Origin of the sequence: Bacillus salacetis (assembly GCF_003581585.1) — a bacterium.
GTDB lineage: Bacteria > Bacillota > Bacilli > Bacillales > Bacillaceae_B > Rossellomorea > Rossellomorea salacetis.
This window is the reverse complement of sequence record NZ_QXIR01000002.1, coordinates 220,862-239,326: the sequence shown is the minus strand read 5'-3', so window position 1 is coordinate 239,326 and position 18,465 is coordinate 220,862. Positions and strand designations below refer to the sequence as shown.

Sequence of the window (18,465 nt, the reverse complement as noted above, 5' to 3'; positions counted from 1 at the left end):
TTCACCTCGTTAGTTTTGATTTAAAATTGTTAAAAGGGGAGTGCCATCAACTTTCCATGGTGATGAAGGAGAGGCTTTAGCGACTGTAAAGGTAACTTTGGCACTCAATGGCCCCCTTTCTTTCAAGAACACTTGAAGGTCTGTCCTGACTTCCCGGACAAGAGAAGAAGCCTCAGTGCTTTTGTCTGAGCTTATCCGCCATTTAATGGTCTCTATCTCTTCGAAAACCTTCAAGTCTGTCTGGTGAACTGTAAGTGTTTTTCTAACCAGATCCAAATCACCATTTTTCACTCCTGCCAGGAATGCTTCCACTAATGTCTGTGGCTGGAGACCGGATAGAAATGTATCCAATTTACCGCCGGCTTTCAGTATCATTAATTGGTGAGAAAAGTCAGGTGAATGCGTCTTATGGGTGGTGCTGCCCTTGAAGTGGATGCAGAAATGGCCCGGGAATCCGTTTTGCAAAGCTCCCGCACCATGAGGCATTCCATGCATAGAGCCAGCAATGAGATGGTTCTCCGAATGGACCAAAATGGCTCTCCGTTTCCAGCTCCAGCTGCCGCTGTAAATTTCTTTCATGATCTTGGTGTCTCTATGAGTTAACGGCTGTACGTCGGCATGGCTGCTTCCTGCTCTTCTCTGAACCCGAAAACTTTTCCCGGATTCCACGTCAATGACAGTAAACAGCGAGTTGCGCGGGAGAAGTTCATCGACTTCTTCCCAGGGAATCGTATCGATCCGGTAATCAATCACCGGTGCAGTTTTCCCGAAAGCATTGTCAATGTGCAGCTCTGAAAGGAGAAACAATATAAGAAGGATGAGAGCAAATTTTTTCATATGAAGACCACTCCGTATAATCTTTTAATTTAAACTTATATTGTGCATAAACATTTCGGAGAATAACTTCAAATATATGGAATAGAACTGGCGGCTTTAGCGCTTTAAAGCAGCCGGGGACAGTCCCCGGCTGCTTTAAAGCGCTAAAGGAAATCAAGATAAATTACTTTGAATTTGAGATAATTCACGTTATGATTGTTTATAAGCCATACTATTTATGATGAATTAAAGAGGAGGGGTTTTTCTTGGAACTTAAACCACTGAAGGGGCAGCACCATGTATCTGCGATTACAGCAAACGCAAAAGAAAATTATAGATTTTACACGAAAGTACTGGGCATGAGGCTGGTTAAGAAAACAGTAAATCAGGATGATACGTCCGTTTACCATTTATTTTACGCTGATGAAAGAGGAAATCCGGGAACCGACCTGACATTTTTCGAAATTCCAAATGCGGGACGTACTCACAAAGGGACCAACAGTATTTCAACAACATCTTTGCGTGTTCCATCCGATGAAGCCCTGAATTATTGGGTGAAGAGATTGGAAGCGGAAGGAGTGGAACATGACGGAGTTTCTACTGAAAGCGGAAGAGGGTCTCTCGCTTTTAGGGATTTTGAGGGACAGCGCCTTATGCTGGTTTCCGATGAACTCAACAAGGGTGTGGAAGGCGGTAAGCCTTGGGAAAAAAGCCCGGTACCTGAAGAGTATGCGATCCGGGGATTGGGACCTGTTCATTTAACAGTGGCCAAGAGGGAAAATACAGAAAAGATCCTGACTGATCTCATGGGTTACCGAAGGAAGGGCAGCTATTCAACCAAGATCGGCGAAAAACAATTTGACGTGAATATCCTGGAGACGGGCGAAGGAGGAACCGGAGCAGAGGTCCATATCATTGAACGCCCCGACCTTCCGATTGAAAGGCCGGGACGTGGAAGTGTCCACCATGTAGCTTACAGAGTTGAAAGCGAAGAAGAGCTGAAGAAATGGGTGGAATTGTTGAATGAACTCCGGATCCCAAGCTCTGGATTTGTGGAAAGATACTATTTCCGTTCCTTATATTTCCGTGAGGCAAACGGCATTCTGTTTGAGCTTGCCACTGATGGACCTGGGTTTGAAGGGGACGAAGATTTCGATCACCTCGGTGAGAAATTGGCTCTGCCGCCTTACTTTGAAAATCAGCGTGATCAGATAGAAGCACGCTTGAAACCCCTGGAGACAAAAGAATAGGAGGGAACAGTCACGTATGGAACACATTTATAAACAAGGTACGACAGCGGGACCAACCCTGCTCCTTTTACATGGTACAGGCGGAAATGAGCGCGATCTATTGCCGCTGGCTGAGATGATTGCACCGGGTCACTCGGTCCTCGGGGTGAGAGGGAATGTTTCGGAAAATGGGATGCCCCGGTTCTTCCGCAGACTCGCTGAAGGTGTATTTGATGAAAAAGATCTTATACTCAGAACAAGGGAATTGAAGGAGTTTATCGATGATTGTGCGGTTCAGTACGGATTTGACCGCAATAATGTATTGGCAATAGGGTATTCCAATGGTGCCAATATAGCGGCCAGCCTGATGTATCACTATAGCGATGCACTTAATGGTGCCATCCTGTTCCATGCCATGGTTCCTCTGCGCGGAATGAAAATGCCGGATTTAACCGGTACACCGGTATTTATCGGGGCAGGCGAAAACGATCCTTTGATCCCGGCACAGGAAACAAAGGAACTTGCAGATGCACTCAGGAATTCCAATGCGGATGTACAAGAATTTTGGACAAAAGGCGGGCATCAGCTGACAAAAGATGAAGTTGACGAGGCAGCGTATTGGTTTAAACAAAAATACTAACAGATTTAAGGACACCAGTTAAAGGTGTCCTTTTTAATATTCACTTTCAATAGTGCAATTGGTATAATTTATCTGAAAATTCTTTTATTAGAGAGGACCGGAGTAAATGGATCGCATATCTCATAGAGTATTTATTAAGGCAGAACAAAGAAAAGTTTATGAAACACTCACCACTGCCAAAGGATGGGATGCCTGGTTTACAACCGGGGCTTCTTTGGAATTCGGGCACCAGGGAACAGGTGCAATAACATTAAGGTGGGAACAGCCTGACGGGAATATGATTGAAGACGTAGGGAGAATAATCAAAGCGGATTCACCCAGCTTTTTCAGCTTTTATTGGAAACCGGGGGATTCCACTACAACAGTGAACCTTTCATTGGAACCATATAAGGATGGGACGATAGTTCATATAGAAGAAGAAGGTTACAGTTCATCTCCAGCTGACCAGGCCGCATTGGTAAATTGTGCTTCAGGTTGGGGAGAAGCGCTGATGTTATTGAAAATGCACTTGGAATATGGAATTGTTTGTAAAAATGACTTATTTTTGTAGAAACGTTTGAAACGGACTTTGCTGCCAGTGATAAGAATTTCATAGTAACAAGACGGAAAAAACTGCACCATCTTTTAAAGTATCTGAGGGGGCAGGCTTTTTGGGGAAAGTGCCCCAATTTTTGCTAAAGTTCCTTCGGCCCGTAACTTTTCATGTGATTCATCCGTTTCTAATATAGAGGTACCCAAAGGAGTGAAAGAAATTGAATGCTAAGCTTGGCAAGACCCATGATGCCGCGGATCAAATCATGAAGGTCTATCCTCAATTAAGGTCCTATTGCTGGAATCTGACAGGTGATAAATGGGATGGGGAAGATCTTGCTCAAGAAACGATTTACAAAGTGCTCAATTCTTATAAAGAAACAAACCAAAAACTGAACAGTGCATTACTGTACACCATTGCGAGAAATAATTGGATTGATACTGTACGGAAGAGGGCCAGGGAATCTCTATCTGACAAGGTACAGAAAGAAGAAAGCCGTGAGATGTCTTCTTCGAGTGACATTTCTTATTTAATTGAAAATATATTGAAGAATTTTACATTGCAGCAGACAGTGATCTTTCTGTTGAAGGATGTGTTCCATTACAATTATAAAGAGATATCTGAGGAATTATCATTATCTGAAGGTGCAGTGAAGGCATCTTTATTCAGGATGAGGACCCGATTGAAAACCGGCCGCCTGGATGGTAATGCAGAGATTGCTACTGGATGGATTGATGGGATAGCCAGCGGAATCATTAAGGAGGAAGCAAAAGAAGTGATTGAAATCCTAACCGCTTCCAGCAATGCATGGCCTGTATCTGTCAACTCTTCATATGCATCTGAACTCTTTCCTCGCGAAGGTCGCTCTTCACTGCAGAATCCTGTCCTTGCTGCATAAACGGAGGGTGAATTATGGGAGCAGTTCCCTATGTAATCGAACAGACAAAAGGCGGAGAACGGTCGTATGATATTTTCTCAAGGCTATTGAAAGACAGGATTGTCATGATTGGGGAAGAAATAAATGATCATGTGGCAAACAATGTCGTTGCTCAGCTTTTATTTCTGGCTGCCGAGGATAGCGAGAAGGATATTTCCCTGTACATCAATAGTCCGGGAGGTTCAACCTCAGCAGGCTTTGCTATATTCGACACGATGCAATATATCAAACCGGATATTTGTACGATCTGCACTGGGATGGCTGCATCATTTGGGGCTATGCTCCTTCTTGCAGGGACGAAAGGGAAGCGCTTTTCCCTTCCCAATAGTGAAATAATGATACATCAGCCTCTCGGCGGTGCAAGGGGGCAGGCAACAGATATTGAGATTTCTGCAAAGCGGATTCTAAAATTAAAGGAGCGCCTCAATTCAATCATTGCTGAGAGGACCGGGCAGGATATCCAGAGAGTGGCAGTGGATACAGACAGAGATTATTTCATGTCTGCCCGCGAGGCGCTTGAATATGGGATTATTGATAAAATTGTGTAATGCTTCTATGTTAAAGGCTCTATTCGTAAACTTTGCTTCCATTGAATATAAATGTCTCTTGAAATCCTGGCAGGCAGGAGGGAAAAGAGATGCTCTTCTTTTTCGGGAGTAATAAAGGGGGAAAATCCGGATCTTGGAATTGTATTGAGAACAGCCAATTCTAATTAGGGAAGGTGCAGCAAAGGGAGTTCCTCAAGGACTCCTTTTGTTCATTTGAAGAAAATTGCAAAAATGATACATTCAGTTTATGAAAAATATGGTATATTCATGCTGACACAAAAATTTTGAAAAATTCGCTATCATTCATTAAACTTTTTGGGTTGGGGGAGGTTCTATGAGAAAAGAAAAAATCATCAATCAGAAGCGGGAACTGGCAGAATGGGTATTGATATTTAAGCAGCTGCCCGATAATCTTTGGTTTAAGCCATTTAAAGAGGGCTCATGGGGGACTGCCGAAGTGATTTCCCATTTCCTGCATTGGGACCAGTTTGTCATAGACAATCGGTTAATACCTTTTCTAAGAAACGAACAGCCGCCGCAAGCTGATGTGACCGTTGATAGGTTGAATGAGACTGCTGCTGTATTAGCACGAAGTATGAACAAGGAAGACCTTATCGATTTATTCGTCAATATAAGAAAAGAGCTGACAGGTTATCTTCAGGAAATGCCTGAAGAAGCTTTCGCACAAAAGGTACCAGGAAAATCGATAACCTGGAATGGTTACTTTCAAGGTTTGATTGAGCATGATGAAAGACACAAAAAACAAATTGATGAGCATCTCAAAGATTCTATTGAAAGTATAAATGATTCTGTAACCGAAACCGATATCTTGATGGGCAAGGATATTTATCTAAAAGAGCTTAGCGGACAGGAAGTGATGGAGCTTCTTCGATTGCAAAAGGACAATAAAGAGTTTTTTGAGGCATTTTCCATGGACAGGGCGGCAGGATTTTATACTGTGGAAGGACAGAAGGAGCGTATAAGGCAGTTTGCCAGGGACAAGGAAAATGACCATGCGTATCATTTTGGAATTTACTTGAGCCGGGAAGATAGATTGATAGGGACGATCAATCTATTCCAGGTCTTGCGTGGCTCCTTACAAAGCGCTTTCATAGGGTACTTCCTGGATCACGGCCATAATGGGAGGGGCTATGCTACGGAAGCAGCAAAGCTTATTGTCCAGTTCGGATTTGCAGAGCTCAGGCTTCATAGGATCGAGGCAGGGGTGATGCCCCACAATGTGGGATCGATCAGGGTATTGGAAAAGTCGGGATTTCAAAAAGAAGGCATAGCAAGGAAAAATGTAAGGATCAACGGAAAATGGGAGGATCATCAGGTGCTGGCAATTATTAATCCAGCAGATGAATAAAAAAGGAATCCGTAGAATTTTAATGACCGGAATTTTCCTCCGGGAAACAAGAGGTTGCTTCTTAGAGAGAGAAGAGCGCAAGTCCCTCTACTATTTGAAAGGGTATTGGATAGAGCCTGTGAATATGTACGCAATAGACTACGGAAAAGCCTGAAACGTCATCTTTCTTATCAGAAGAGGTGGAATTAATGAAATGGAAATACCTTTTCGCGGTTTTTATAGGTGCCTGCTCGTACGGAGTGCTTTCCACAGTTGTAAAACTGGCATACCAAAATGGAATGAAAATCGCAGAAGTGACCTTTGCACAATTTTTTATAGGATGGTCCATATTAGCACTGGTTTACTCTTTCACCACTGTAAAACAAACTCTTTCAACGAAAGTGAAGCTTTTTTTAATTGCAGGCGGAATCCCCTCTGGGTTGGTGGGAGTCTTTTATTATACTTCTCTGCAAACGGTTGAAGCATCTTTTGCAATCATCTTATTGTTTCAATTTGTGTGGATTGGAATCTTGCTTGATTGTGCGGTGGAAAACCGCTCGCCAGACAGGAAAACATTGGCTGCCATTCTCATTCTTCTTGCTGGAACGGTCCTCAGCAGCAGGATATCTCTGGATGGAACTTCTTCCTCGCTTGATGTAAATGGCATCCTGGCAGGGCTGGCCGCGGCGGGTGCCTTCGCCCTTTTCATTTTTGCGAATGCAAGAATAGCACCGGATATTTCCGCAGTGCAAAGGAGCTTCTATATGGTAACAGGAAGTTTTCTGTTTGTTTCCCTCTATTTTTTGCCAGCTCTGCTTAAGGAAGGAATGGGGAGTGCGGGAAATATAGGTGTTTATGGAACAGTCCTTGGCTTCTTTGGTGTCTTCATCCCTCCTTTTCTATTCGCTTACGGAATGCCGCATATCGGATCAAGTATCGGAAGTATTCTGGGATCTGCAGAGTTGCCTGTCACCATCATTTTATCCATGCTGTTTCTCCATGAATATGTCACATGGATCCAGTGGACAGGAATTTTCTTGATTCTTGGTGCGATCATTCTGACCAATGTGGACGTGGGATTGAAAAGGAAGAGGCAAGTGCTGAAGTAAGAAGGGGATTTTAATCCTGTAATAAGCTTTGGCAATCATAAAATCTGTCTTTTCAGAATTCAGTAATGTGTGGTATTATCAATGAAGTTGGTAAATCGAGGAAATTAAGCTGGGGGTGGTATTGGTGAAATTGGCAGAAGCATTGCTTGAAAGAGCAGATTTGCAAAAAAGGCTTGCACAAATGTCAGGAAGACTTGAAAGGTCTGCTGTCATCCAGGAAGGGGAAGAGCCCCCGGAGGATCCGCAGAGCTTATTAAAAGAAATGAAGAGGTCATTCAAGAAATTGGAAGAATTGGTTGGCAGGATACAAAAGGCCAATGCATTAACTGAACTGCAGCCTTACGGAATGCTTTCAGATGCACTTGTGAAGAGGGATATGCTCATGCAGAAGAGACAGATGCTCCAGGCGCTGGCTGACCAGGCATCATTGGTCGAAGGCAGATACAGCATGTCTGAAATCCGCAGGGTGCCGACTGTCAGTGTCCGAAAGTTACAGAAAGAAATTGATGATTTGTCAAAAGAGTACCGTATATTGGATACAATGATCCAGCAGGCAAACTGGCTGACTGAACTGGATTAATCCAATGACTTGATAATAAGGGCCAGGTGTAGCCTTAATCATATAGCGGATGCAAAAAGAAAATCTTTGGTCGGGCTGGGAGAGTGCCCATCGGTTCAAGTCCGATAGTACAATTTCCTCTCAGTATAAAAGACTGATTACCTTGTTTATATTACATTTATGACCACGCATCGGATATGAAAGGCGAGGGCGGGAATGGGGAACTCGAAGCTCACACTCAGTGGGCTTCTTTAATATCCGATATTAATATTTTCCAGTTTTTAGCTATTCAAGGAGATGAGCTCTATGTTTATACATAAAATCGACGAAGATTTGTCTTTGAAACTGCCGGACCCGCGTGATGCAGAAGAGTTTTTCAAGTTGACCGATTCCTCCCGGGAATATCTCCGGGAATGGCTGCCGTGGCTTGACGGAACCAGAACACCAGAGGACACCAAGGAATTCCTGTCAACAGCCTTGGCTAACTATGCAGCACAAAAAAGTATGACCACCTTGATACTTTTCAAAGGGAAGGTTGCTGGAACCGCAGGCTTTAATTCAATAGACTGGTCCAGCAGTATCGCTTATGTGGGATATTGGCTTGGAAGTGAATTTCAAGGCAATGGAATAATGACAAGGGCCGTCAGTGCTCTGACTGATTATGCATTTCACGATCTTCAATTGAACAAAGTGGAAGTCAGGGCAGCTGTACAAAATAAAAAAAGCAGAAGCATTCCTGAACGATTGAACTTTACCAATGAGGGCAAGATCAGGCAGGCGGAAAAGTTGTATGGCCAATTTGTAGATCATCAGGTCTATGGGATGCTGGCTGACGAGTGGAATAATAGTGGAATTGAGGAATCGTCATGAATTTAACAGAGAAACTGAACGAATTCACAGCTTCAAATGCTGACAACCCGGATATGGATTTGGATTCGATCTTAACAGAGATGATCGAAAATATAGGGCATCCGGATCCCGAATTAAGAGACCGTGTCATTTACACCACCTTTTATAATTGGGTTACGAAAGATATTCTTTCGCCAGCTCAATTAATACGATTGCTGCAAACGTCCATCAATGATGAACATTTATTTTATAAAATCGGTGAAAGGGGTACTGATTCTGTTTTCACCAGAAGCTTTTCCTCCCTGGCTGCTGCACTGGTGATTGAAAAAGACGCTGAAATACTTGCAGTACCAAAGGAATTGATTATGGAAGGAATACGGAAATCTATATTCTATCTCAATGAAGAAAGGGACACCCGTGGTTATGTACAATCAAAAGGCTGGGCTCACAGTATTGCACATGGAGCGGACCTGTTGGCAGCAGCCATTAATCATCCTTATTTTAATAAGGATCTGATCCCTGCCTGCCTCGGAAGCATAAGAAATTGTTATGGAAAAGAAGCTGTCTACATGGATGATGAAGATGAAAGATTGATTTTTGCTATCGAGGCACTTCTGAAAAAGGGACTGACAAAACAGGAGATGCTTCTGTGGCTTGGAGAATTAAATCTTGAGCTGAAATCGTATTATCATTCAACAGGCTTCACCGTTCCTTTTTTCAGAAAGAAGAAGAATCTGCTTGATTTTATGAAGTCTTTGTATTTTCGTATAGGCCAGCTGGAAGGGTATGAGGGTGTACGGTACGAGGTGCATTCTATGGTGAATACTTGGCATACAGACGTATATACCTCCCAGGAGTGATTCAATCCTGGCTGCTCAAAAGCATTAGTATGTTTTAATGAGTTTCCATTAAGGGAATATATATACCAAAAGAAATAGAGAGGAGCAATGTAATGAGTGAAGTTCAACAAGGCTCTAATAAATTTTATTTGGGGAAAACTGAAATGGAACCTGAAGCAGAACTGGTTTATAAAGAAAATAATGGTGAAATGGTCATCGAGCACACCGTTGTTTCTGAAAATTTAAGAGGACAGGGTGTCGGCGGCCAGCTGGTTGATAAGGCTGTCCAATTTGCAAGGGAAAAAGGTTTGAAGGTTGACTCGGAATGCCCATATGCAAAAGAAGTGCTTGAGAATAATGAGGGTTATCAGGATGTTCTGAAGTAAAATAATGAAAAGGGAGAACCCATTGCGGGTTCTCTTTCTGTTTCTATGGGGAAATCATTACTCTTGTTCCGACAGGGATGGTCTTGGCAAGTTCTTCAACGTCCTTGTTGTACATCCTGATGCATCCTTTTGAAACAGCTTTTCCGATTGACGAAGGATTATTGGTGCCGTGGATTCCATAGGATTTTTTCGACAGTGACATCCACATAGTTCCGAAGGGTCCACCCGGATTGGGAGCCTTATTAATGATAACAAACTCTCCGACGGGGGTAGTGGTAAGCATTTTACCAACCGCGATGGGATATGTTTTGACAACCGTTCCATTTCTTCTGAGGGTCAACTTCCTCTGACCTGTTGATACAAAAATGGAGTAAGGAATTTGATTGGGGTCTGGCAGACCGGGAATTGTGATTTTCTGGCCAATAAAGAGGTAATTTGGATTGGATATGTTGTTGATTCTTACCAAGTCAGAAAATGGCACCCGATAATCCTCTGAAATCGCCCACAAGGTTTCCCCCGCCTTAACAATATGCTGGTACATGGCACGCCTCCATGCTTCGTTTATTTTATTGATTCTTTTCGTAAACTTTGTTGCTATTCAATATAAATTTCAAATAATATCTTGATAAATCGTTTCAAAAACCCTGGTGAGCAAGATAGAAAAGAGCTGCTCGTTCTTTTCAAGAGTAAAACCTTTGAATACAATAGAAAAATCCGGCACTTGGGATATTTCCGGAAGCAACAATATATGCGAAAACACCCGTTTTATTATATGAAAACATATGGGAAAGAGTGGCAAAGAATATGTCAAAAGAAATAATTTATTATTCAAATATTGTTTTTAGAACCGGGAAATACTGATTTTATTAGTTGCTAAAGTACTAAATTGTTATTCTATTCTTGAAAATGTTTTCAAAATATTTCGGGAAATGGTAGACTGATATGGACAACAACTTAGGGGGGACGTCATGGATAAAAAACAGAGAGAAGATGTGATCGATGAAGCAATTGGTGAAAAGTCGATCGAGAGGCTGGAGTTCAGGGGCGGTGTCTTTGCGGCTACCATTCCGCTAGTATTCTTCATCATTTGGGCAATTTCATTAAGTGTTGCAGAACTTGTTACAGAGGAAGCACTTGTGCTCGGAATGGTCATCGGGATTGCGATTGGATTATTTTTTTGTAAATCGAAATGGTCGGATTATGCTCAAAGCTTGTTTTCCGGGATGGCACAGCCAATAGGGGTTATAGCTGTGATTGCCTGGTTTTGGGCTGGAATGTTCGCTAAATTGCTTTCTGCCGGAGGACTTGTAGACGGCTTGATATGGTTCGGGTTCCAGACGAATTTGGAAGGCGGACTTTTTGTAGGCTTGACCTTCCTGCTGGCGGCATTGTTTTCAACTGCTGTCGGTACCGGATATGGGACCGTAGCGACTTTTGGTATTCTGATGTATCCTGCTGGAATCATTCTGGGCGCAGACCCGGTGGTTTTACTGGCAGCGGTTTTGAGCGGAGCTGTATTCGGGGACAATCTTGCACCAGTTTCAGATACGACGATTGTGTCTGCTACAACACAGGATGCTGATGTACCGGGAGTCGTACGTTCAAGGTTCAAGTATTCGATTGCTGCCGCCATACCTGCATTGATTCTATTTGTCGTTTTAGGCGGAGGCGGCGAAACGGGCAGTACAGCAGCCATGACCCAGCTCCAGGAACAGGTTTCGCCCAATGGTCTTCTTTTATTGATTCCGTTCGCGCTGGTTTTGTATCTGGCACTGTCCGGCCATCATTTGCTGACTTCCCTAACATGGGGGATTGTTGCATCCATTGCGTTCATCTTCATTTCCGGTACACCTTTTACAGAGGTCATCCATATTTATAAGGATGATACGGGAACGGCAGTGGTGGAAGGTGCATTGATGAGCGGAATCGGCGGCTATTTCAATATGGCTATTTTAATATTATTCATTCTGGCGGCGGCTCATTTGATGGAAGTGGCCGGAACGATGGAAGTCATCAAGAACTTCTTCTTGAAGATGATCAACAACGTAGTCCGCAGAGCAGAACTATCCATCTTTGGGATTGTGGCATTTCTTAATATTTTCATCACGATCAATACAGCAGCGGAAATTGCGGCTGCACCGTTCGTACGAAAAATCGGAAAAGAAATGAATATCCATCCATATAGAAGGGCGAACTTCCTTGATACCGTTTCCTCTTCACTAGGCTATATATTTCCATGGAGCGGCGGTGTGCTTCTTGCATGGGCTACCATCAAGGGCGCTGCTGATGAGTATGATTTCCTGCCGATTGTCAGCCCGACAGAGGTTTTCCCTTTTGTATTCCAGGGGTGGGGCCTTCTGATTGTCATGCTCATTGCAGCACTGACAGGCTGGGGTTTGCGTTACACTGGGAAAAACGGCGAAGAAATTAAACCAAAAGATTATAAGTAGTTTAGAAAAGAGAAGCTGGATTATCCGGCTTCTCTTTTTAATGCGTTAACGCGTTAACAAACCCGGGGACAGTCCCCTGTTACTTTAAAGTAACAGGGGACTGTCCCCGGGTGCGGTGAAGCATTAAAGCGTCGTCTACACAAACAAAAAATAACATATGAACAGAATACAAAGGACATACATGATGGGATGCACTTCTTTAAAGCGCTTCTGGGAAATCAGCGCCAATGGATAAAGGATAAATCCAAGCGCAATTCCTGTAGCAATACTGAAGGTTAAAGGCATCATCAGTATAGTGATGAAGGATGGAATCACAATCTCCATTCTAGTCCAATTGATTTTGCTCATTTCCGTCGCCATCAGTGCCCCGACGATGATCAATGCCGGTGCGGTTACTTCAGGGGTGATGACTCCCAGAATAGGTGAGAAAAACAAGGCTATGAAGAAACAAACTGAAATCACGACTGATGTAAACCCTGTTCTTCCGCCGACAGCTATGCCTGCTGAAGATTCAACGAACGATGCAGTGGTGGACGTACCCAGAACAGCGCCGACTACACCGGATGTGGAATCTGCTAGCAGTGCCCGTCCTGCGTTCGGAATCTTGTTATCCTTCATCAGCCCAGCCTGGCTTGCTACAGCAATCAAGGCGCCCGCAGTATCAAAGAATGCAACGAACAGGAAAGTGAAAATGACAGTGAGAACTTGAGGAGTGAAAATATCCCCTAAATGGTTAAATACAACCCCGAATGTCGGCTCAAGGCTTGGCACCTGACCCACAATCGATTTTGGAAGGCTGATTAAGCCGCCGGCCATGCCAATAATAGTGGTGATGACCATCCCGATGAAAATCGCCCCATGTATTCCCCGGACCAGCATCAATACGGTAATGACAAAACCGGCAACCGCCAGTCCGGTCATTGGAGAGGCAAGCTCTCCGATCGATACAAATGTATCAGGGTTGGAAACAATGATCCCGGAGTTCTGCAAACCGATGAATGCAATAAAAAACCCAATTCCTGCAGCAATCGCATGTTTTAAATCCTGTGGGATCACATTAATGATTTTTTCGCGGATCTTTAAAAGGCTTAAAACCATAAAGATTACTCCCGCAACAAACACCCCTGTAAGGGCAACTTCCCAGTCTATCCCCATTCCGATACAGACTGAAAACGTAAAGAAAGAGTTTAACCCCATGCTCGGTGCAATTCCGATAGGGTAATTTGCAAGAAGCCCAATCAGCAGGGTGCCAACGATTGCGGATAAGGCAGTGGCTGTAAAAAGCGCACCTTTATCCATCCCTGATTGACTGAGGATGATAGGGTTCACGACCAAAATATAGGCCATAGACAAAAATGTGGTAACACCAGCAAGTGTTTCTTGCCTAAAGGATGTCTGTCGCTCATTAAATTGAAAAAACTTCTTCATGTTGATTGCCCTCCTGTTGTCCAGCTCAAGCAACAAAAAAAGCTCCCGCAGCCACCAGCCGCCAGAGCAATATCTAAAAGAATAGGAAACATAGAAATATTTTCACTATCCTTGTAGACAAGCTATTTATGGTAGCTGGTAGAAACGTTCAAGCCGTATTCCTGAACTTATACAAGGTTTTATTATTCAAATATAATAGTGAAAATCTTAACAGCACAGAATCAAGGCGTCAATAGAGAAGTGAATAGTCATGCAATTTACATAATTCCGGCTCCTGTTTTAACTGCCCTCGTATTCGATTGGGACCCACGCCTTTGACCGCGAAATGAATGAAAGAGCCGATTTTCAGGCAAGTATGCAGGGTTTTAGGTAATAGGGATCAGGGAAAGTAGATAAGTGCATTTGAAAATGCAAAACGGATTTTAATCAGGAGAGGCCTAATGCATATTATTCAGCTGCCAATAATAGACTAGCACTAGATTGGTATTCAGGGAAAAGCTGGACCAACATAATGGGAAAGCTCTTTACTTGCGTGTATTAAATAGCCCTTTTCACCAGGCATAACCCCGCTTCTTCCCGTATCACCAGCTGTTTTCTCTAAACGGGAAGCCAGACATTTTCTTCTATGTGATATCCTGATATTCCCGGTGATACTGCATTTCTTCAGAATATCAAATAAAGCTGAAGCAAAGTGTAAGAAGAGCCGCGGAAAGAATAGAATACGGTATACTATTCAAAAGAAATCCAATCTTTAATGTGATAAAAGGGTCAGTCCCTCTTCATCCGTTAAAGCGTTAAAGTTTGAAAGGGGAAAACAATGGGACAGCTTCTTAATTTTGATCAGCAAAGGTATCCATTTGAAATGTTTTCAGGTTCACATCTATTGGCTATAGTGACATCAGTACTGCTAATTGTACTATTCTACATAGTAAGGAACAGGCTGAAAAATGAAGCAGGAACTCCGCTGCGGATCATATTGACGGGGCTGCTCATTATGAGTGAGGTTTCATTTCAATACTGGTATTATATCAACGGCCGCTGGGACCTCAGTATCAACCTGCCATTCCAGCTTTGTTCGCTCTCTCTTTATCTCTGTACAATAATGCTCCTGACAAGAAATTACCGGATATTTGAAGTGACTTTTTTTGTCAGCATGACCGGAGCGTTTGTGGCAATCCTAACACCTGAATTATTTTTCGGATATCCCCATTTTCGATTCTTTCAATTCTTTATCGCTCATATAGCAATCGTTCTGTCATGCTTGTATATGGTGTGGATCGAAGGATACAAACCGCACTTCACGTCGGTCTTTAAGTCTTTGGCCGCCCTGAATATCATTGCTTTTTTCGTTTTTTTAGTGAACATCGCCATAGGTGCAAATTATATGTTTCTGCTTCACAAACCTGTGAATGCAAGCCCGATTGATTTTCTGGGTCCCTATCCCTGGTATATTTTCTCTTTGGAAGCAGTAGCATTCCTTTTATTTTCGCTTTTATATCTTCCATTTTACTTTTCAAAGAAGAAGAGCACATCAAACACCGGTTTACATCAAAATCAGTGAAAATTTGTATAATGGATGCAGAGACAGGATAAAGGGGGATTAGATATGAAAAGTTGGCAGGGCGCTGCAGCAATCTGTGTAAATGAAAAACGGGAGGTCCTTGTTGTCAGAAGTGCCGATACTGAAATCTGGAGTGTGCCTTCAGGTGGCATGGAAGAGGGGGAGGCGCCTGAAGAGTGCTGTATCCGTGAAGTGGCAGAAGAGACCGGCTGCCAGGTGAAGATTGTCAAAAAACTTCAGGTCAAGCAAACGGTCATTCAAGGTATTGAGGTCACCACACACTATTTCCAAGTAAAGAAGACAGGCGGCAGGTTGGAAGTCAATGACCCAGACTTCAATATTGCGGAAGCCTGCTGGAAGAAGGTAGAAGAATACGAACATTTTAAGCAGATGTATCCTGAAGATCTTTCGTTAATAAAAGAAATTGCAGGAATTTCTAAACCAGTTTACTAACTTTGCAAAAGCTCTTTTTTATAATTTGCTGCTAAAATTAATAATGAATTTAATAATCATGGTTAACAAAATAGAAAGGAACTGCTATTCCTCTTCGAAAGAGGGCACTCCGATATTCATATGGAAATTGAAAAAAGTCATTTAAAATGAAGCCTTCAGGGCTTCTTTTTTAGTAGAGGGTTATATGGCTCTCGATGCACTTGAAAAAACCTCAGTTCAAAAGAAAATTATGGTAAACTATAAATGAATTCTGAACTATTGGAAAACGATGAATTGGAGTGGAACCGTGAGAAGCGAGATCGAATTCAACAGATTATTGGAAACTGCAAAATACTATTTGTCAGCAATCCCATGGCAAGTCGAGGATTTTTCTATATCAAAATATGAAGATAAATTATATAATTAGTAGGAATATTTAACCACTTTGAATAGAAAGCAAGGGGACGAATGAGTGAGCACCGAGATTTTATTTATATCAATTTGCATACTGATGTTCAGTACTTCAGTTTTTGCGTTACTAAAATACAGCATCCTTTTTCGGGATATAAAGGCAGTTGCCGCCAACTCAGCAGCTGCCTCGGCGGTTGTATGGGTGGCCATTGTGCTTCTGGTGATCAAACATGGCTCATATGAAAACATCCAGCTGCATGACAGCTGGTACATAATAATAAGTCTTTTTCTATTTACAAACCTGGCATTCGCACTGGTATTTTATGACTTGAAGAACATCCAGCTGGAAAAGAATTCAACAGGATACTTTCTCAGCAGTATCATTTCGGGCCTGTTTCTCACCACGATTCAATGTAATTTTTATCTGGAAATGACAGGTTTCAATACATACATACTGAAGGATAAACTGCTGTTCGCTGTGCTGCATACAATCATTACCCTGTTTTTAATGTCCAGGATCCTTCAGCAGGTAAGGTTTGATCAGCTTCATGCATTTGAGAAAATTCGAAATAGTTCTCTTGTTGTGATTTCGCTCATTTGCGGATGCTCGCTTTTCGGATCTATGCTTACTGTTACTGATGCCTTCAGCATATCCGATTATAAGGGGCTTTTCAATCTGGATTATTTGATGATTACCCTTCTGCTTGTCATTACTGTTGCAACAGGGGAAAGGCAGTACCTGAATGAGAGAGCAAAGCTTAATTACCTGGCCTACCATGACTCTCTTACAGGTTTGTATAATCGCACCTATTTACAGGACTTACTGAAGGAAAAGACTGTTTGCGGCGCACCTTTCCATCTCCTGCTTTTGGACCTGGATTATTTTAAGCATATCAACGATACGCACGGCCATTTTTTTGGCGACGAAATCCTGAAGGAGGTTGCTGAATTCCTGAAATCCATGCTTGGTTCAAATGATGCAGCCGGCAGGCTTGGCGGAGATGAGTTCATAATTCTCTTTCAGGAAAAAGGGGGAGCTTATTCCATACAAGAGTTTTGTGCCGCCATCCTTGAATATTTCTCACAGCCGCTCACCATTGACGGCCGCCAAGTGACAGTCACTGCATCGATTGGTGCCTGTGCTTTTCCTGCAAACGGTAAAACACCAGCCGAGCTGTTGGTCAAAGCAGATATCAGCATGTACAAAACCAAAGGGAATGGCAGAAATTCATTTACGATCTTTAATGAAGAGATTGAAAAGCAGTATAATGGTGAAATCACACTTCAATCCGATTTGAGCAAAGCGCTGCTTAACAGTGAACTGGAAGTATATTATCAGCCAATGGTCAATTTGAAAGACCAGAAAGTGGCCGGTTTCGAAGCCTTGTTAAGGTGGAATCACCCCGTCCGCGGCTTGATCAGCCCGGCAGAGTTTATCCCCATTGCTGAAGATACCGGCTTGATTGTTCCGATCGGGGAATGGGTCGCCAAGGAAGCCTGCAGGCAGATTCATGAATGGAATCTCCTGATGAATCGAGAATTCGTGGTTTCTATCAATCTTTCGTTAAAGCAATTTTCGACAGGCGATATATATGGGGTGATGACAGAAATCATAAAGGAAACCGGTATTCCCCCATCCCTCGTAACAATTGAAATCACAGAGTCCATGGCAATGGCGAATACTGAACATACCCTTTCGCTGTTGAAAAAATTCCGGGAGGATGGAATCGGGATATCGATTGATGATTTTGGAACAGGTTATAGTTCACTCAGTTACTTGAAAGACTTTTCGATACAGAGTATAAAAATTGATCGTTCTTTTATAAGTAGTGTGAATGGCAGCGGAAAAGATGATGCGATTGTAAAGGCAATCTTCTCCATTGCAGGAAATCTTGGACTTGAAGTGGTTGCTGAAGGGGTTGAACTGCCTCAGCAGGAGAGTTTTCTGCTTAGTCAGCAGTGTCATTATGCCCAAGGGTATCATTACAGCAAACCTTTGAACAGCAGGGATCTTCTCAGGTATTTACAGGAAAGCGGGGGAAGGCTCCATCCAGACGCTGCATTTACATAAGGTATAAATTGGAACCAAAAAAGGACATCGATTCGCATAGGAATCGATGTCCTTTTTTTGGATTTCTACCAATAAGTAAAGACTAAACATCCTGCTGAAGTTTTTAAAACAGGGAGAGTGCCATGATCTGCTCCAGAGGAAAAGGGTACGCAACCTATCTTGGTAAAGGGGAAAAACCTTTTTATTTTGGCGAATCATTCAATTATGGCAAAGGTCACAGCAGGATTTTCAATCTGCATGAAAATCCTATTTGGAGATGTGTAAGGCGGGAGGAAGCCGGTCTCTGAAAGGACATATCGATACAGCTGGCTTGGATTCAC

Annotated in this window: 18 protein-coding genes, 1 pseudogene and 1 riboswitch; of the genes and pseudogenes, 16 read left to right on the top strand and 3 right to left on the bottom strand. The window is 42.8% G+C overall.

Going from position 1 to position 18,465, the window contains the following annotated elements:
- Positions 1–9 precede the first annotated feature (9 nt).
- Positions 10–837 (bottom strand): hypothetical protein, encoded by an 828-nt coding sequence (locus D3H55_RS02995; protein WP_119545415.1) that lies wholly within the window; start codon positions 835–837, stop codon positions 10–12.
- Positions 838–1,082: 245 nt separating this feature from the next.
- Between D3H55_RS02995 and D3H55_RS02990 the strand changes: the two genes are divergently transcribed.
- The 12 genes and pseudogenes from D3H55_RS02990 (at position 1,083) to D3H55_RS02940 (ending at position 9,792) form a co-directional block, all read left to right on the top strand.
- Positions 1,083–2,066 carry a ring-cleaving dioxygenase gene (locus tag D3H55_RS02990; RefSeq protein WP_119545414.1) on the top strand — a complete coding sequence of 328 codons (984 nt, stop codon included), beginning with the start codon at positions 1,083–1,085 and terminating at the stop codon, positions 2,064–2,066.
- 16 nt (positions 2,067–2,082) lie between these two features.
- Positions 2,083–2,685 (top strand): alpha/beta hydrolase, encoded by a 603-nt coding sequence (locus D3H55_RS02985; protein ID WP_119545413.1) that lies wholly within the window; start codon positions 2,083–2,085, stop codon positions 2,683–2,685.
- Between the two features lie 106 nt (positions 2,686–2,791).
- On the top strand, positions 2,792–3,235 hold the full coding sequence (locus D3H55_RS02980; protein ID WP_119545412.1) for an SRPBCC family protein: 444 nt from the start codon (positions 2,792–2,794) through the stop codon (positions 3,233–3,235).
- A gap of 202 nt (positions 3,236–3,437) precedes the next feature.
- Positions 3,438–4,115, top strand: coding sequence for a sigma-70 family RNA polymerase sigma factor (locus D3H55_RS02975; RefSeq protein WP_119545411.1), 678 nt, complete (start codon positions 3,438–3,440; stop codon positions 4,113–4,115).
- A gap of 14 nt (positions 4,116–4,129) precedes the next feature.
- Positions 4,130–4,702 carry an ATP-dependent Clp endopeptidase proteolytic subunit ClpP gene (clpP, locus tag D3H55_RS02970; protein ID WP_119545410.1) on the top strand — a complete coding sequence of 191 codons (573 nt, stop codon included), beginning with the start codon at positions 4,130–4,132 and terminating at the stop codon, positions 4,700–4,702.
- A 334-nt stretch (positions 4,703–5,036) separates the two neighbouring features.
- A pseudogene (locus tag D3H55_RS24840) lies at positions 5,037–5,459 on the top strand (DinB family protein); the annotation flags it as partial.
- 69 nt (positions 5,460–5,528) lie between these two features.
- Positions 5,529–6,071, top strand: a complete 543-nt coding sequence (locus tag D3H55_RS24835) for a GNAT family N-acetyltransferase (RefSeq protein ID WP_240628466.1) — start codon at positions 5,529–5,531, stop codon at positions 6,069–6,071.
- Positions 6,072–6,259: 188 nt separating this feature from the next.
- Positions 6,260–7,159, top strand: a complete 900-nt coding sequence (locus tag D3H55_RS02960) for an EamA family transporter (protein WP_119545408.1) — start codon at positions 6,260–6,262, stop codon at positions 7,157–7,159.
- Between the two features lie 124 nt (positions 7,160–7,283).
- Entirely contained in the window at positions 7,284–7,739 is a 456-nt protein-coding gene (locus tag D3H55_RS02955; RefSeq protein WP_119545407.1) for a DIP1984 family protein, read from the top strand.
- Between the two features lie 285 nt (positions 7,740–8,024).
- On the top strand, positions 8,025–8,588 hold the full coding sequence (locus tag D3H55_RS02950) for a GNAT family N-acetyltransferase (RefSeq protein ID WP_119545406.1): 564 nt from the start codon (positions 8,025–8,027) through the stop codon (positions 8,586–8,588).
- Positions 8,585–9,427, top strand: coding sequence for a DUF2785 domain-containing protein (locus D3H55_RS02945; RefSeq protein ID WP_119545405.1), 843 nt, complete (start codon positions 8,585–8,587; stop codon positions 9,425–9,427). The genes D3H55_RS02950 and D3H55_RS02945 overlap by 4 nt, the downstream gene beginning before the upstream one ends.
- Before the next feature lie 92 nt (positions 9,428–9,519).
- A complete protein-coding gene (locus tag D3H55_RS02940) occupies positions 9,520–9,792 on the top strand; it encodes a GNAT family N-acetyltransferase (protein WP_119545404.1) in 273 nt (90 codons plus the stop codon).
- Positions 9,793–9,835: 43 nt separating this feature from the next.
- Here D3H55_RS02940 and D3H55_RS02935 read toward each other — a convergent pair whose 3' ends face one another.
- Positions 9,836–10,333: a L,D-transpeptidase family protein gene (locus D3H55_RS02935; protein ID WP_119545403.1), complete on the bottom strand. Its 498-nt coding sequence runs from the start codon at positions 10,331–10,333 to the stop codon at positions 9,836–9,838.
- Positions 10,334–10,760: 427 nt separating this feature from the next.
- Between D3H55_RS02935 and D3H55_RS02930 the strand changes: the two genes are divergently transcribed.
- Positions 10,761–12,242, top strand: a complete 1,482-nt coding sequence (locus D3H55_RS02930) for a Na+/H+ antiporter NhaC family protein (RefSeq protein ID WP_119545402.1) — start codon at positions 10,761–10,763, stop codon at positions 12,240–12,242.
- Between the two features lie 135 nt (positions 12,243–12,377).
- Here D3H55_RS02930 and D3H55_RS02925 read toward each other — a convergent pair whose 3' ends face one another.
- The gene (locus tag D3H55_RS02925; protein ID WP_119545401.1) at positions 12,378–13,670 is read right to left on the bottom strand and encodes an NCS2 family permease; all 1,293 of its coding nucleotides are present in this window, start codon (positions 13,668–13,670) and stop codon (positions 12,378–12,380) included.
- A 94-nt stretch (positions 13,671–13,764) separates the two neighbouring features.
- Positions 13,765–13,865: riboswitch (purine riboswitch) on the bottom strand.
- Positions 13,866–14,487: 622 nt separating this feature from the next.
- Here D3H55_RS02925 and D3H55_RS02920 point away from each other — a divergent pair.
- The 3 genes from D3H55_RS02920 (at position 14,488) to D3H55_RS02910 (ending at position 18,145) form a co-directional block, all read left to right on the top strand.
- The gene (locus D3H55_RS02920; RefSeq protein ID WP_119545400.1) at positions 14,488–15,231 is read left to right on the top strand and encodes a YwaF family protein; all 744 of its coding nucleotides are present in this window, start codon (positions 14,488–14,490) and stop codon (positions 15,229–15,231) included.
- Positions 15,232–15,276: 45 nt separating this feature from the next.
- Complete coding sequence (locus D3H55_RS02915; RefSeq protein ID WP_168412938.1) at positions 15,277–15,684, top strand: NUDIX hydrolase; 408 nt, start codon at positions 15,277–15,279, stop codon at positions 15,682–15,684.
- A gap of 451 nt (positions 15,685–16,135) precedes the next feature.
- Positions 16,136–18,145, top strand: a complete 2,010-nt coding sequence (locus tag D3H55_RS02910) for a putative bifunctional diguanylate cyclase/phosphodiesterase (RefSeq protein WP_119545398.1) — start codon at positions 16,136–16,138, stop codon at positions 18,143–18,145.
- Positions 18,146–18,465 lie beyond the last annotated feature (320 nt).

Excerpts from the sequence above, each read along its gene's own strand:
- D3H55_RS02995 (WP_119545415.1), bottom strand. The coding sequence starts at position 837 with ATGAAAAAATTTGCTCTCATCCTTCTTATATTGTTTCTCCTTTCAGAG.
- D3H55_RS02985 (WP_119545413.1), top strand. The coding sequence starts at position 2,083 with ATGGAACACATTTATAAACAAGGTACGACAGCGGGACCAACCCTGCTC.
- D3H55_RS02980 (WP_119545412.1), top strand. The coding sequence starts at position 2,792 with ATGGATCGCATATCTCATAGAGTATTTATTAAGGCAGAACAAAGAAAA.
- clpP (WP_119545410.1), top strand. The coding sequence starts at position 4,130 with ATGGGAGCAGTTCCCTATGTAATCGAACAGACAAAAGGCGGAGAACGG.
- D3H55_RS02960 (WP_119545408.1), top strand. The coding sequence starts at position 6,260 with ATGAAATGGAAATACCTTTTCGCGGTTTTTATAGGTGCCTGCTCGTAC.
- D3H55_RS02950 (WP_119545406.1), top strand. The coding sequence starts at position 8,025 with ATGTTTATACATAAAATCGACGAAGATTTGTCTTTGAAACTGCCGGAC.
- D3H55_RS02945 (WP_119545405.1), top strand. The coding sequence starts at position 8,585 with ATGAATTTAACAGAGAAACTGAACGAATTCACAGCTTCAAATGCTGAC.
- D3H55_RS02940 (WP_119545404.1), top strand. The coding sequence starts at position 9,520 with ATGAGTGAAGTTCAACAAGGCTCTAATAAATTTTATTTGGGGAAAACT.
- D3H55_RS02935 (WP_119545403.1), bottom strand. The coding sequence starts at position 10,333 with ATGTACCAGCATATTGTTAAGGCGGGGGAAACCTTGTGGGCGATTTCA.
- D3H55_RS02930 (WP_119545402.1), top strand. The coding sequence starts at position 10,761 with ATGGATAAAAAACAGAGAGAAGATGTGATCGATGAAGCAATTGGTGAA.
- D3H55_RS02925 (WP_119545401.1), bottom strand. The coding sequence starts at position 13,670 with ATGAAGAAGTTTTTTCAATTTAATGAGCGACAGACATCCTTTAGGCAA.
- D3H55_RS02920 (WP_119545400.1), top strand. The coding sequence starts at position 14,488 with ATGGGACAGCTTCTTAATTTTGATCAGCAAAGGTATCCATTTGAAATG.
- D3H55_RS02915 (WP_168412938.1), top strand. The coding sequence starts at position 15,277 with ATGAAAAGTTGGCAGGGCGCTGCAGCAATCTGTGTAAATGAAAAACGG.